Origin of the sequence: Stenotrophomonas maltophilia group sp. Smal17, from assembly GCF_030237045.1 — a bacterium.
Taxonomy (GTDB): Bacteria; Pseudomonadota; Gammaproteobacteria; order Xanthomonadales; family Xanthomonadaceae; genus Stenotrophomonas; species Stenotrophomonas forensis.
The window spans coordinates 20702-34417 of record NZ_JASJSU010000046.1; the positions used below are offsets into that span (position 1 = coordinate 20702).

Annotated in this window: 11 protein-coding genes; 6 read left to right on the forward strand and 5 right to left on the reverse strand. The window is 68.8% G+C overall.

Features of this window, described 5'->3' with window-relative positions; genetic code table 11:
• Positions 1–174 precede the first annotated feature (174 nt).
• Positions 175–912: an SIMPL domain-containing protein gene (locus QRO93_RS13260; RefSeq protein WP_006460407.1), complete on the reverse strand. Its 738-nt coding sequence runs from the start codon at positions 910–912 to the stop codon at positions 175–177.
• Positions 913–1043: 131 nt separating this feature from the next.
• Here QRO93_RS13260 and QRO93_RS13265 point away from each other — a divergent pair, with 131 nt between their 5' ends.
• Genes QRO93_RS13265 through tldD form a run of 4 tightly spaced genes read left to right on the forward strand, consistent with a single transcriptional unit; the run spans position 1044 to position 8514 of the window.
• Complete coding sequence (locus QRO93_RS13265; RefSeq protein WP_006460404.1) at positions 1044–1652, forward strand: Maf family nucleotide pyrophosphatase; 609 nt, start codon at positions 1044–1046, stop codon at positions 1650–1652.
• A complete protein-coding gene (gene rng / locus QRO93_RS13270) occupies positions 1645–3132 on the forward strand; it encodes a ribonuclease G (RefSeq protein WP_008264487.1) in 1488 nt (495 codons plus the stop codon). Before QRO93_RS13265 ends, rng begins: the two co-directional genes overlap by 8 nt.
• 30 nt (positions 3133–3162) lie before the next feature.
• Positions 3163–7008, forward strand: coding sequence for a YhdP family protein (locus QRO93_RS13275; RefSeq protein ID WP_285304253.1), 3846 nt, complete (start codon positions 3163–3165; stop codon positions 7006–7008).
• Between the two features lie 60 nt (positions 7009–7068).
• Positions 7069–8514: a metalloprotease TldD gene (gene tldD, locus QRO93_RS13280; RefSeq protein ID WP_180878493.1), complete on the forward strand. Its 1446-nt coding sequence runs from the start codon at positions 7069–7071 to the stop codon at positions 8512–8514.
• A gap of 41 nt (positions 8515–8555) precedes the next feature.
• Here the strand turns inward: tldD and yjgA are convergent, their stop codons facing one another.
• Positions 8556–9143, reverse strand: coding sequence for a ribosome biogenesis factor YjgA (yjgA, locus tag QRO93_RS13285; RefSeq protein WP_008267776.1), 588 nt, complete (start codon positions 9141–9143; stop codon positions 8556–8558).
• A 68-nt stretch (positions 9144–9211) separates the two neighbouring features.
• On the opposite strand from yjgA, the gene pmbA reads away from it, so the two are divergent.
• Both pmbA and QRO93_RS13295 read left to right on the forward strand, forming a co-directional pair.
• Positions 9212–10579, forward strand: coding sequence for a metalloprotease PmbA (pmbA, locus tag QRO93_RS13290; RefSeq protein ID WP_053511456.1), 1368 nt, complete (start codon positions 9212–9214; stop codon positions 10577–10579).
• 87 nt (positions 10580–10666) lie between these two features.
• Positions 10667–11038, forward strand: coding sequence for a DUF4870 domain-containing protein (locus QRO93_RS13295; protein ID WP_053450429.1), 372 nt, complete (start codon positions 10667–10669; stop codon positions 11036–11038).
• 93 nt (positions 11039–11131) lie between these two features.
• Here QRO93_RS13295 and QRO93_RS13300 read toward each other — a convergent pair whose 3' ends face one another.
• From QRO93_RS13300 to tilS, 3 genes are read right to left on the reverse strand one after another with little or no spacing between them, the layout of a single operon-like run.
• A complete protein-coding gene (locus tag QRO93_RS13300) occupies positions 11132–12010 on the reverse strand; it encodes a polyprenyl synthetase family protein (protein ID WP_180878492.1) in 879 nt (292 codons plus the stop codon).
• Positions 12000–12260 carry an exodeoxyribonuclease VII small subunit gene (locus QRO93_RS13305; protein ID WP_010482975.1) on the reverse strand — a complete coding sequence of 87 codons (261 nt, stop codon included), beginning with the start codon at positions 12258–12260 and terminating at the stop codon, positions 12000–12002. Before QRO93_RS13305 ends, QRO93_RS13300 begins: the two co-directional genes overlap by 11 nt.
• A gap of 36 nt (positions 12261–12296) precedes the next feature.
• Entirely contained in the window at positions 12297–13583 is a 1287-nt protein-coding gene (gene tilS, locus QRO93_RS13310) for a tRNA lysidine(34) synthetase TilS (protein WP_285304254.1), read from the reverse strand.
• Between the last annotated feature and the right edge of the window lie 133 nt (positions 13584–13716).

Genomic DNA, 13716 nt, shown 5'->3' on the forward strand with positions numbered 1-13716 from the left:
CCCGTGGCGGGGTTGCCGCACGCGGCTGGCAGTGCATCAGTAGCGCGGCATGGCGGCCACTGCCTAGAGGCACGGGCTGGATCGTTGGGCTGGCCTTCAGCCAGCCCCGGCAGCAGGCATGAAAAAAGGCGGGCCCCGTTCGGGACCCGCCTGGTTCGGCACGGGCGGCGGCGATCAGCGGCCCAGTTCGAACACCACGTCCAGGTTGACCGACACGGTCGATTCACCCGGCGCGACCGGGGTGGCCTTGTCCATCGCCGCCCCGGCGGCCATGGCACGCATCATCGGCATCGGGCGGTAACCGCCACCGGCGTTCTCGGAGATGCTGACGATGCGGCGCACCTGCAGGCCCAGGGACTTCGCGTAGGTCTGGGCACGGGCCTGGGCCTTCTTCAGCGCCGCCAGGCGGGCTTCGTCATACACCGGTTCGGGCTGGTCGATCTCGAAGCTGGGGCCGTTGATCTGGTTGGCACCCTGCGCCGCCAGTGCGTCCAGCACCTTGCCGAGCTTGGCGATGTCGCGCACCTTCAGGCTGACCGTGTTGCTGGCCTGGTAGCCGGTGATCTTCGGTGCTTCGTTGTCGGCATAGCGGTACTGCGGGTTGAGGCTGACACCGCTGGTCTGCACGTCGCGCTCGGCAATGCCGGCGGCCTTGATCGCGGCCAGCACCTTGTCCATCTGCTGGGCATTCTGGCGCATGGCGCTGTTGCCATCGGCGGCCTGGGTAACCACGCCGGCCGACAGGGTGGCCACGTCCGGTACGCGGGTGGCCTCGGCGTTGGCCGAGATGTTCAGCAGGGTGCCTTCCGCGGGGGCGGCGATCGACGGCGACGGCGGGGCAGCATGGGCGGTCATCGAGGTTCCAAGGGCAAGGGACAGGGCGAGCAGCAGCGGGGTGGCGGTCAGGCGCATGGAGAACTCCTTGTTGTGCCGGTGAGGGTGGTGTCGTAGCGATGAACGCGCTGTGAGCCTGTTCGGGGTTGAACGCGTTCCGGAACGGGTTGCCGACGATTCAGGTGGCGGCCTCAGGTTATGCTGTGCCGATGCTCTATCTTGCTTCCCGCTCCCCCCGACGCAACCAGTTGCTGGCCCGACTCGGACGCCCCTTCCAGGCCCTGGACCTGGAGGTTGTCGAGCAGCGCGCTGCGGCTGAAAGTGCCGAACAATATGTCTGCCGGGTCGCCGCCGACAAGGCGCGCGCCGGGCTGGCCCGGGTGCTGGCCGATGACCCGCAGGCGCGGGTGCTCGGTTCGGACACCGAAGTGGTGCTGGACGGTGAAGTGTTCGGCAAGCCGGTCGATGCCGCCGATGCGCGGGCGATGCTGGCGCGGCTGGCCGGGCGCACCCACCAGGTGATGACCGCCGTAGTGGTGGTCGGCGCGCAAGGGCTGGACAGTGAGCTGGTCATCTCCGAGGTGACCTTCGCGCCGATCGACGCCACCGACATCGCCGCCTACGTAGCTACCGGCGAACCGTTGGACAAGGCCGGTGCCTACGCCATCCAGGGCGGCGCCGAACGCTGGATCGAGCACCTGTCCGGCAGCTACTCCGGCGTGATGGGGCTGCCGTTGCTGCACACTGATCGTTTGCTGGCGCGCTGCGGCGTGCCGGCCCCCATTGCCGATGCCGCCAGGGAGGCTGCAGATGTCTGAGGAAATCCTGGTCAATGTGACCCCGCGCGAGACCCGGGTCGCGGTGATCGAAAACGGCATGCTGCAGGAACTGCACATCGAGCGCGGCTGGCGCCGGGGTGTGGTCGGCAACATCTACAAGGGCAAGGTGCAGCGGGTCATGCCCGGCATGCAGGCCGCCTTCGTCGAGGTCGGGCTGGAGCGCGCCGCGTTCCTGCACGCCAACGACGTGGTGCGCCCGGCCCCGGTGGCCAGCGCCGATACCGAGAACACCACCCTGCCGCCGCCGGCCAGCGTGCCGATCGTCGAACTGCTGCGCGACGGCCAGGACATCGTGGTGCAGGTGGTGAAGGATCCGATCGGCACCAAGGGCGCGCGCCTGACCACGCAGATCAGCATTCCCTCGCGTTACATGGTGCTGCTGCCGCAGTCCAAGGTAGTGGGCGTGTCGGCCCGCATCGAAGACGAGACCGAGCGTGCACGGCTGAAGGCGCTGGTGACCGAGCTGTCGGCCCAGCATGGTGGCTACGGCTACATCGTGCGCACCAATGCGGAGGGCCAGCCGGCCGAGGCCATCGCCGAGGACATCGCCTATCTGTCACGGGTGTGGAACGTGGTCGAGCGCCGCGGCCGCGAAGCCGCCTCCTGCAGCATCATCTATGAAGACCTGAGCCTGCCGCTGCGTTCTGTGCGCGACCTGATCCGCAAGGACGTGGACAAGGTGAAGGTCGATTCGAAGGAGACCTTCGGCCAGCTGCAGGCCTTCGTTGCCAAGTACATGCCGGTGCTGGCCGAAAAGCTGGAGCTGTATTCCGGTGACCGCCCGATCTTCGACATGTTCGGGGTGGAGGATGAGATCGGCCGCGCGCTGGACAAGCAGGTGCCGCTGAAATCGGGTGGCTACCTGGTGATCGACCAGACCGAGGCGATGACCACCATCGACGTCAACACCGGTTCGTTCCTCGGCCAGCGCAACCTGGAAGAGACGGTGTTCCGCACCAACCTGGAGGCCGCACAGGCGGTGGCGCGGCAGCTGCGGCTGCGCAACCTGGGCGGCATCATCATCATCGACTTCATCGACATGGACGATGCCGAGCATCGCCGCCAGGTGCTGCGCACGCTGGAAAAGGCGTTGGCCCGCGACCATGCCAAGACCACCGTCTACGACTTCTCGCCGCTTGGCCTGGTGGAGATGACGCGCAAGCGCACGGTCGAGAGCCTGGAGCGCCAGCTGTCGGAAACCTGCCCGCAGTGCAGTGGCCGCGGCAGCATCAAGACCACCGAAACGGTGACCTACGAGATCTTCCGTGAGATCACCCGCGCGGTGCGCCAGTTCGATGCTGCGCGCCTGCTGGTGATCGCTTCGACCAAGGTGGTCGCGCGCATCACCGACGAGGAATCCTCGGCGGTGGCCGAGCTGGAGGAGTTCCTCGGCAAGAGCATCCGCTTCCAGGCGGACGAGCAGTACCTGCAGGAGCAATTCGATGTCGTTCTGCTCTGATCCTCGCCGGCCGCAGGCCGGCGGCGGCCGATGAGCGCGCCGCCGCGCCTGCGACTGCGAAGGATCCGCCGTCATTTCATTGCCGCGTGTGCGGTGGGCCTGGTCGGGCTTGCCTTGCTGGTGGGCAGCATCAGCCAGCTGCTGCCGCTGGCCGAGCGCCATCCCGACAGGATCGCTGCGTGGCTGAGCGAGCGTGCCGGCCAGCCGGTGCGTTTCGACCAGCTGCAGACTGCGTGGACCCGCCGTGGCCCGTTGCTGCAGCTGAAGGGCCTGCGCATCGGCGCCGGCCAGGGCCTGGCGATCGGCGAGGCGGAAGTGCTGGTGTCGATGTACAGCGGGCTGCTGCCGGGACGTTCGCTGACCGAGTTGCGCCTGCGTGGCCTGGCGCTGGACCTGCAGCAGGGCGAGGACGGCCGCTGGTCGGTGCGGGGCCTGCCGCAGTCAACCAAGGGCGGTGACCCGCTGGATGCGCTGCGCCGGCTGGGCGAACTGCAGGTGGTCGAGGGCCGCCTGGGCGTGCGCGCGCCGGGCCTGGGCGTCGATACCACGCTGCCGCGCATCGACCTGCGCCTGCGCGTCAACGGCGACCGCCTGCGCGTGGGCGTGCGTGCCTGGGCGCAGGCCGACGCACTGCCACTGACCGCGGTGCTGGATGTGGACCGCGTGCGTGGCAACGGCCAGGCCTGGCTGGGCGCCGATCCGGTTGATTTCAACGCCTGGTCGCCGCTGCTGGCAGCCGGCGGCGTCCGCCTGCGAGAAGGCAAGGGCGAGCTGAACCTGTGGCTGACCCTGCGTGATTTCGCCCCCGTTGCGCTGACCACCGATTCGGACCTGCGCGACGTCCGCATCGATGGTGCTCCGATGCCCGACCTGGCAGCTCCGTACCTGAAGCTGCAGCGCCTGCAGGCACGCCTGCGCTGGCAGCGCCAGGCCGAAGGCTGGGCCCTGCAGGTGCCGCGCCTGCGCCTGAAGACCGAAGACGGCGAGCAACAGCTTGACGGCCTGCAGCTGCAGGTCGGCAGGCAGCTGCGGGTGAGTTCCGGCGACGTGCAGGCCGGCACCGCGCTGCGCGCGCTGGCGCTGAGTGATCGCCTCGACCCCGGCCTGCGCCACTGGCTGTTCCTGTCCCGGCCGCAACTGGATGTGCGTGAGCTGCAGCTGTCCGGCCAGCGTGATGGCCCGCTGTGGGCGCAGGGGGAACTGAAATCGCTGGGCTTTGCCAGCGTGGGCCATTCGCCGGGCCTGCGCGGCCTGGGGGGCCGTTTCGAGGGCGATGCCGATGGTTTCAGCCTGCAGCTGCAGCCACGCCAGCAGCTGCAGTTCGATTGGCCGACCGGATTCGGCGTGCGCCATGACCTGCACCTGGCAGGACAGGTGGTGGGCTGGCGAGACGAAGCGGGCGGCTGGCGCATCGGCACCGCGGCGATGCGCGTGGAAGGCACCGACTATGCCGCCGACGTGCGCGGTGGTGTCTGGTTCCAGGGTGATGGCACCCGGCCGTGGCTGCAGCTGGCGGCCAAGCTGGACGACGTGCCGATGACCGCGGCCAAGCGTTTCTGGATCCATTCCAGGATGAGCAAGGGCGCCACCGACTGGCTCGACATGGCACTGGCCGGTGGCCAGGTGCGCAACGGTGTCGGCCTGGTCAGCGGCGACCTGGACGACTGGCCGTTCGACAACAACGATGGCCGCTTCGAGGCCACCGGCCACATCACCAATGGTGACATCCGTTTCCAGCACGACTGGCCCCTGATGAGCCAGGTCGACGCCGATATCGCCTTCATCGGCCCCGGCTTCGACATGCACGGGCGCGGCGACCTGGCCGGTGTGGCGGTGCAGACGTTCGAGGCGGGCATTCCGGATTTCGGCCAGCAGCCGCTGTACGTGCGCGCCGACACCCAGAGCGAGGCCGGCAGGCTGCTGGCGATGCTGCGGCAGAGTCCCTTGCACAAGGACTATGGCGACACGCTCGACAACCTGACCGCGGCAGGCCCGGCGCATGTGACCTTCGACCTGCTGCAGCCGCTGCACCTGGATGAAGGCGGCGGCCATCTGCAGGGCACGGTCGACCTCGACGGTGTGAAGCTGGTCGACAAGCGCTTCCAGCTGACCTTCGACAACATGCATGGGCAGGCCCGCTACGGCAACGGCGGTTTCGGTGCCGAGGAACTGGCGGTGCGCCACCTCGGCCAGGACGGTCGCCTGAGCCTGCGTGCCGGCAGCTACGTGCATGACAGCAAGCTGGCGTTTGAATCGCTGCTGTCGGCCCACCTCGATGCCGGCGTGCTGATCGACCGCGCGCCGGAAATGGCATGGCTCAAGCCGTACATCGCGGGCACCTCGCCGTGGACCATCGCGGTCAACCTGCCCAAGGTTGCACCGGGTGCGCCGGCGCCGCCCAGCGAGCTGCGATTGAGTTCGGATCTGGTGGGCACCCGCCTGGACCTGCCTGCGCCACTGGACAAGCCGGCCGGCGAACCGCTGGCGACCACGGTGGCCGCACAGCTGCCGATGGGGGCCGGTCGCATCGACGTGGCCTTTGGCCAGCGCCTGGCGCTGGCTGCGCGCAGCCACAACAACCGCACCGGCGTGCAGGTGACCCTGGGCAGCGATCATGTTGATCGCGAGCCACCGCCGAGCGGGCTGGCCGTCAACGGTCGCAGCCCGACCCTGGACGCACTGGAGTGGATCAGCCTCGCGCGCGGAGGCGGTGACGATGACGGCATGCCGCTGCGTGCGGTGGATGTGCAGGTCGGCAAGCTGATGCTGATCGGTGGTGTTTTCGAACAGACCCGCCTGCAGCTGCAGCCGGGCGCGCAGGCGCTGGACGTGCGCCTGGATGGACCTTCGCTGGCAGGTCGCCTGAGCGTGCCCAATGCCGAGGGTGGCACCATCAGCGGCCAGCTGGACCGCGTGCACTGGCAGTCGCTGCCGGTGGCGCCGGGTGCGCCCGCGGCGCCGGCGCGGGTGCAGGCCGGTGCCAACGACATGGACCCGGCCAAGCTGCCGCCGTTCGCGCTGGACATCGCCGACCTGAAGTTCGGCAAAGTGGTGCTGGGGCAGGCGGTGCTGCGCACGCGCCCGCTGGCCAATGGCCTGAACGTGGACGAGCTGCGCTTCCGCGCGCCGGACCAGGAGATCGACATCAACGGCCGCTGGTTGGGTCGTACCGGTGGCGCCCGTACCGAACTGACCGCGCAGGTACGCAGTGAAGACCTGGGCGGCCTGATGCAGAACCTCGACTACGGTGGCCAGCTGCGTGGCGGCTCCGGGCAGGCACAGCTGCAGGCGTCGTGGAGTGGCGGTCCTTCGGACTTCCAGCTGGCCAACCTGCAGGGCCGGCTCGACCTGCACGCACGCAACGGCCAGCTGCTGGAGCTGGAGCCCGGTGCCGGCCGCGTGCTAGGCCTGCTCAGCGTCACCCAGTTGCCACGGCGCCTGATGTTCGACTTCCGCGACTTCTTCTCCAAGGGCTTCGCGTTCAACCAGGTCGACGGCAGCGTGCAGTTCGGCCAGGGCATGGCCCGTACCGACAAGGTGCTGATCGAAGGCCCTGCGGCGAACATCACCATCCGCGGCCAGGCCGACCTGCGCAACCAGCAGTTCGACCAGACCATCGACGTCAACCCGCGTGCCGGCAATCTGCTGACCGTGGTCGGCGCGGTGGCCGGTGGGCCGGTGGGCGCGGCACTCGGCGCGGCCACCAATGCGGTATTGTCCAAACCGTTGGGCGAGATCGGCGCCCGTACCTACAAGGTGACCGGCCCATGGAAGGAGCCGAAGGTGGAAGTGATCGAACGCAGCCGCGACAAGGCGCCGCCCGCTCCGGCCCCCGGCATTCCGCCAACCGTCACCGACCTGCCACGCTCGCGCTGAGCGTGGCTTTCCTGTTCACGGGGCTTGCCTCGGCGCCCCCGCATCCCCAGATCGAGAGCCATGACTGATATCGCCCTGACGCTTGCCCAAGACCGCCTGCTGCGCCCCGGCGGCCTGGATACCGCTGGCCTGGAGCACACCTTCGGCCAGCTGCTGGGGCCCGGTGTCGACTTTGGTGACCTCTACTTCCAGCACGCCCGCCGCGAGAGCTGGAGCGTGGAGGACGGCATCGTCAAGGACGGTGCCCATTCCATCGAGCAGGGCGTGGGCGTGCGGGCCATTTCCGGCGAGAAGACCGGCTTCGCCTACTCCGATGACATCCATGCCGATGCGCTGCGGGTAGCGGCGCAGTCGGCGCGCGCGATCTCGCGCGAAGGCGGCGCGCAGTCCGGGCGCTCGCTGCTGCGTGGCAGTGCGCGTGCGCTGTACCCGGCGCTGGACCCGATCGACGGTATCGGCAACGAGGCCAAGGTCGAGGTGCTCAAGCGCCTGGACGGCTATCTGCGTGCCGCGGACCCGCGCGTGAAACAGGTGATGGTCAGCCTGTCCGGCGGCGTGGATACCGTGCTGATCGCCCGCAGCGACGGCGTGCTGGGCGCCGACGTGCGCCCGCTGGTGCGCCTGAACGTGCAGGTGATCGTCGAGCACAACGGCCGCCGCGAGTCCGGCTATGCCGGCGGCGGTGGCCGCTATGGCTATGCGGAACTGTTCGCCGACGGCCGGCCTGAAGCGTTTGCGCGCGAGGCGCTGCGCCAGGCGCTGGTGAACCTCGAAGCGGTACCGGCGCCGGCCGGCGTGATGCCGGTGGTGCTCGGCCCGGGCTGGCCGGGTGTGCTGCTGCATGAGGCGGTCGGTCACGGCCTGGAGGGCGACTTCAACCGCAAGGGCACCAGCGTCTATGCCGGCCGCATCGGTGAACGCGTTGCGGCGCCGGGCGTGACCATCGTCGACGACGGCACGCTGGATGGCCGCCGCGGTTCGTTGAACATCGATGACGAAGGCCACCCCAGCCAGTGCACCACGCTGATCGAGGACGGCATCCTGGTCGGCTACATGCAGGACAGCCTCAATGCCCGCCTGATGGGCGTGGCACCGACCGGCAACGGGCGCCGCGAATCGTTCGCGCACCTGACCATGCCGCGCATGACCAACACCTACATGCGTGCCGGCCAGCATGACCCGCAGGAGATGATCCGCTCGGTGAAGAAGGGCCTGTATGCGGTCAACTTCGGCGGCGGCCAGGTCGACATCACCAGCGGCAAGTATGTGTTCTCGGCCACCGAGGCCTACCTGATCGAGGATGGCCGGATCACCACGCCGGTGAAGGGCGCGACCCTGATCGGCAATGGCCCGGAAACCATGCAGAAGGTGCGCATGGTCGGCAACGACCTGGCCCTCGACGAAGGCGTGGGCATCTGTGGCAAGGACGGGCAGAGTGTGCCGGTGGGAGTCGGCCAGCCTTCGCTGTTGATCGAGGGCATCACCGTCGGCGGTACCCAGGCCTGAGCCGGGCGATGGCCAGTGCCACCGCCCACGCCGGGGAGGACTCAGTCCTCGTCGGCTTCGCCGGTCTCGACGTCGTCGGCCTCATCGGCCGCGGCCTTGAGGCCCAGCGCGGCCGGCAGCATCAGGCCGCGCAGCACCTGGAAGATCTCGCGATAGGCGCGCGGCGGCTTGTTCTTCGCTTTCTCGGCCTGCGCATTGCGCACCAGCGTGCGCAGCTGCTGGCGGTCGGCCTGCGGGTAATCGTTGAGCAGTGCGGCCAGCGCTGTATCGCCTTCTGCCAGCAGGCGGTCGCGCCAGTCTTCCGCGCGATGCATCATCGCCACTTCGCGGCGGCCGGTTTCGCTGTTCGCGTCCAGCGCATCGCGGATCGCATCCAGCGTGGCGTCCTCTTCGCGACGCATGTGCTTGGCCAGGAACGCCAGCTGGCGCTTGTGGGCGATATGGGCAGTGATGCGCTTGCACTCGGCGATATGCGGCAGCAGGTCTTCCGGAATCGGCAGGCGCGCCAGCTGGGCCGGGGTCAACGACACCAGCTTCTCGCCCAGGGCCAGGACATCGAGCGCGTCGCGCCGGTTCTGGCTGCGGCTCTTGTCGTGGAATTCACCGGTTTCTTCGTCGCGTCCGCGCATCGTCCCTACCTGATCTCAAAAAAAGTCGCCCGGCGTGATGCCGGGCCCAACCTGTACAGGATAAAGCATTGAACGTGATCGCCCCTGAAGTGGCCGTCGGCGACGACAGCCCGGCCCGGCTGGAACGGCTGGCCGACCTTTCCCAGCAGCTGCTTGACCGCGCCCGCGCGCTGGGCGCCAGCCAGGCCGAGGTCAGCTGCAGCGAGGACCGGGGCCTGGAGGTCAATGTCCGCCTTGGCGAGGTCGAGACCGTGCAGTCCACCCGCGACCGCGGCATCGCGGTGACGGTCTATTTCGGCAAGCGCAAGGGCAGTGCCAGCACCGGCGACCTGAACGAGGCCAGCCTGGCGGCCACGGTCGAGCAGGCCTGCGCGATCGCCCGGCACACCGAGGACGACCCGGCTGCCGGGCTGGCCGAGGCGGCGCTGATGGCCCGCGACTTCCCCGACCTGGACAGCTGGCACCCCTGGGCGCTGCAGGCTGACGAGGCGGTGGACCTGGCCCTGGCCTGCGAGCTGGCCGGTCGCGGGGCCGACGCACGCATCAGCAATTCCGACGGTGCCTCGGTGTCGAGCATGCAGAGCGTATCGGTCTATGCCAATTCGCATGGCTTCATCGGCCGCGAGCGCGGAACCCACCATTCGGTTGGCTGCGCCCTGATCGCTGGCACTGGCGATGGCATGCAGCGTGATGGCTGGTACACCGGCGGCCTGGCCCGCGAGGACCTGGAGGCGGCCGACAGCGTGGGCCGCCGCGCCGCCGAGCGTACCGTGGCCCGCCTGCAGCCGCGTTCGCTGCCGACCGGCAGCATGCCGGTGCTGTTCGCCCCGGAAGTGGCCCGCAGCCTGGTCGGCCACCTGCTGTCGGCGGTATCCGGCGGCGCCCTGTACCGGCAGGCCAGCTTCCTGCTGGACAGTGTCGGCCAGCGGCTGTTCCCGGAGTGGATGCAGATCGAGGAACTGCCGCACCTGCGCCGAGGGCTGCGCTCGGCCGCCTTCGACGGTGACGGCGTGGCGACCCGTGCGTCGGCCCTGGTCAGCGACGGGGTGCTGCAGCGCTACGTGCTGGGCAGCTATTCGGCGCGCAAGCTGGGCCTGCAGACCACCGCCAATGCCGGTGGCGTGCACAACCTGCAGCTGGCCGCCAACGCCGGCTCGCTGCAGGAGATTGCCCGCCAGATGGGCGACGGGCTGCTGGTGACCGAGCTGATGGGCCAGGGCGTGAACGGGGTGACCGGTGACTACTCACGCGGCGCCGGCGGTTTCCGTGTCGAGAACGGCGAGATCCAGTACCCGGTGGACGGCATCACCATCGCCGGCAACCTGCGCGAGATGTTCAGCAGCATCGAGGCGGTCGGCAGCGACGTCGACCCGCGCTCACACATCCGGACCGGTTCGATCCTGCTGGGACGGATGACCATCGCCGGTAATGATTGATGGCATTGATGGCGTAAGCTATGCGCGCCTGACGCGACCAGCTTGGTGCTGGTGGGTCAAGACCACCCAATGAAAAGGAGTTTTGTCGTGAGTGAATTCGATAACGTCCCGCCGCCGCCGGCCACCACTGACGCGCCGGCCGACCAGCGCACCATGGCCCTGGCCGCGCACCTGCTGGGCATCTTCACCTGGTTCATCGGCCCGCTGATCATCTGGCTGATCAACAAGGATGACGCCAGCAAGGCCTTCGTGACCGACCAGGCCAAGGAAGCACTGAACTTCCAGATCACCATCACCATCGCAATGCTGATCTGCATCGTGCTGACCCTGGTGATCATCGGCGGCATCCTGGCCCCGATCGTCGGCATCCTGAACCTGGTGTTCTGCATCATCGCCGCGGTCAAGGCCAACAACGGCGAAGCCTACCGCTATCCGTTCGCGCTGCGCCTGATCAAGTAAATACGGCTGCACGTGGATATGGAAACGCCCGGCCATGCCGGGCGTTTTTGTTTGCGGCGCGGGGTAGCGCCAGGCCATGACCGGTGGCCTCGATCAGTGATCCCGTTCCACCGCCAGCGTCGCCAGCGCGCGCAGCGCATCGGCTTCCTCGCCATGGCCGGCCAGGATCGAGTGCATGCGCGTGGCAAGCTCCTGCAGCTGGGCCTTCGCGCCGTCCATGCCAAGCAGGGCGGGAAACGTGCTCTTGTCCTGCGCCTGGTCCTTGCCGGCGGTCTTGCCCAGCTGTTCGGAACTGGCTTCGACATCGAGGATGTCATCGCGTACCTGGAACGCCAGGCCCAGCGCGTCGGCAAAGCTGTCGAGCTGCGCCAGCTGTGGTTCGTGGGCCTGGCCACACAGCGCGCCCATGCGCACCGCCGCGCGGATCAACGCGCCGGTCTTCAGGGCATGCATGCGGGTGAGTGCCGCCAGTGTCTGCTGCTGGCCGGTGGCATCGATGTCCAGGGCCTGGCCGCCGCACATGCCGGCGGCGCCGGAGGCGTGGGCCAGGGTCTGCAGGCAGGCCACGCGCAACGTGGCCGGCAGCGGCGCATCGGCCAGCAGGCCGAAGGCGCGGGCCTGCAGGGCATCGCCGGCGAGGATCGCCGTGGCCTCGTCGAAGGCGATATGGGTGGTCGGCTTGCCGCGGCGCAGGGCGTCATCGTCCATCGCCGGCAGATCGTCATGCACCAGTGAATAGGCGTGGATCAGTTCGACCGCCATCGCGGCCGCGTCCAGCGCTTCCGGCTGCGCACCGAACAGGTGGCCGCTGGCGTACACCAGCATCGGGCGCATGCGCTTGCCGCCGCCCAGCACCGAATAGCGCATGGCCTGGTGCAGGCCCTGCGGTGCCTCGGCGGGCGAGGGCAGTGCGGCGTCGAGCTGGCTTTCAATACGGTCGCGCCAGCGCGCGAACAGGGCCTCAGCCGTCATGGCTGGGCGGGTCGAACGGTTCGGCCGCTTCCGGCTGGGCTGGATCGCTGAGCAGGCGCACGCGCAGTTCGGCCTGCTCCAGCGCCTGCTGGCACTGGCGGTACAGGCCGACGCCGCGTTCGTATGCACTGAGCGAAGCTTCCAGGCTCAGCTCGCCGGTTTCCATCTGCTCCACCAGCTGCTCCAGCGACTCGAGCGACTGCTCGAACTGGGCGACCGGGGAGGCGTTTTCGGGGGACTTCTTGGCCATGCGACAAGTGTGGACGGGCCGCGCGCGGGGGTCAATTCACCAGCCGCCCGGGCGCCACTGCAGTTGCGCCCCATGGGCCTGCAACCAGGCCTGCAAAGGTGCTGCGATGACCACGTCGGCGGCAGCAAGCAACTGCGGGCCATCGAAGATCAGCGGCAGCTGCGCGCGTCGCCAGGGCGCGAGGTGTTCCCGTTGCAGGCAGTCCTTCAGGGCATGCGAATGCTGGCGTCCTGGCAGCTGGATGCGCTCACCACCCACGCGTGCGCGGACCTGCAGCGCGTGTTCGAAGGCCGCGGCGCCCTGCAGGCGCAGCTGGCCGCCATCGGGCAGCGGCAAGGGCGCGCGTCCATCCCATTCGGCCTGCCAGTCGCGTGGCAGTACGGGAAGCGTCGCGGGGAGCAGGTACGCATGGTCCCGCCATTGCTGGATCGCATGATCGTGCCACCCCACGCGCGCCTGGCGGTCGTTGTCGGTGGGAAGCAGTTCGGCCAGTGCCTGCTGCAACACCGTGGCCGGCAAGGGGGCTGCACCGTTGGCCAGCACCCAGCCACGCAGCACGCGTGCGGCGCGGCCCGGCGAAATCTGCCGCAGCAGCTGCAGCGACAGCACGCGCGGTGCCACCTCCAGATGCGCGATCAGCTCGGCGTCTTCTTCATCAAGCAGTTCACGGGTCTGCCCGCAATGCGCGGCGCTGCCGGCCAGCGCCGCGGCCGCATGTGGCCAGCGCTGGCGCAGCAGCGGCAGCACCTGCAGGCGCAGGAAATTGCGGTCAGCATGATCGTCGCCATTGCTGGGATCTTCGATCCAGTGCAGTGCATGCTGGTGCGCGTAGTCCAGCAGTGCATCGCGCGGGACCTGAAGCAATGGTCGCCACAGGGCGTGTCCACCAAAGCGACTGTGTGCGGACATCGCTGCAAGGCCATCGACGCCGGAACCGCGCAGGGCGCGCAGCAGGAAGGTCTCGGCCTGGTCGTCCTGGTGCTGGGCCAGCGCCAGTGTTTCGCCGTCGCGCAACTCGGCGGCGAAGGCCGCGCGCCGTGCCTGCCGCGCTGCGCCTTCGAGGCCCAGGCCTGCGGTGTTATCGATTCTTACGTGGTGCACGGCCAGGTCGATGCCCAGCGCTGTGCACTGCTGCTGGCAGTGCCGCACCCAGTCGTCGGCCGCGGACTGCAGGCCATGGTGCACGTGCACCGCACGCAGCGGAGTGCCGGAGGCCTGTGCGCAGCGGCACAGCCAGTGCAGCAGCACGGTCGAGTCGACACCGCCGCTGTAGCCGACCAGCAGCGGCACATCCAGCGGAACAAGGGCAGGGAAGGCAGTCACGGCCGCAAGTATAGGGTTGCCCGGCAGGGCTGTGCCCTGCACTCGCTACGATCAAGAGCAACAGCAACGGCAACAGCAGAAGCAGGCTTCCTGAGGGATGGCGGGGTGGGTCCGGTTGCGGGGGCCGCTGCAA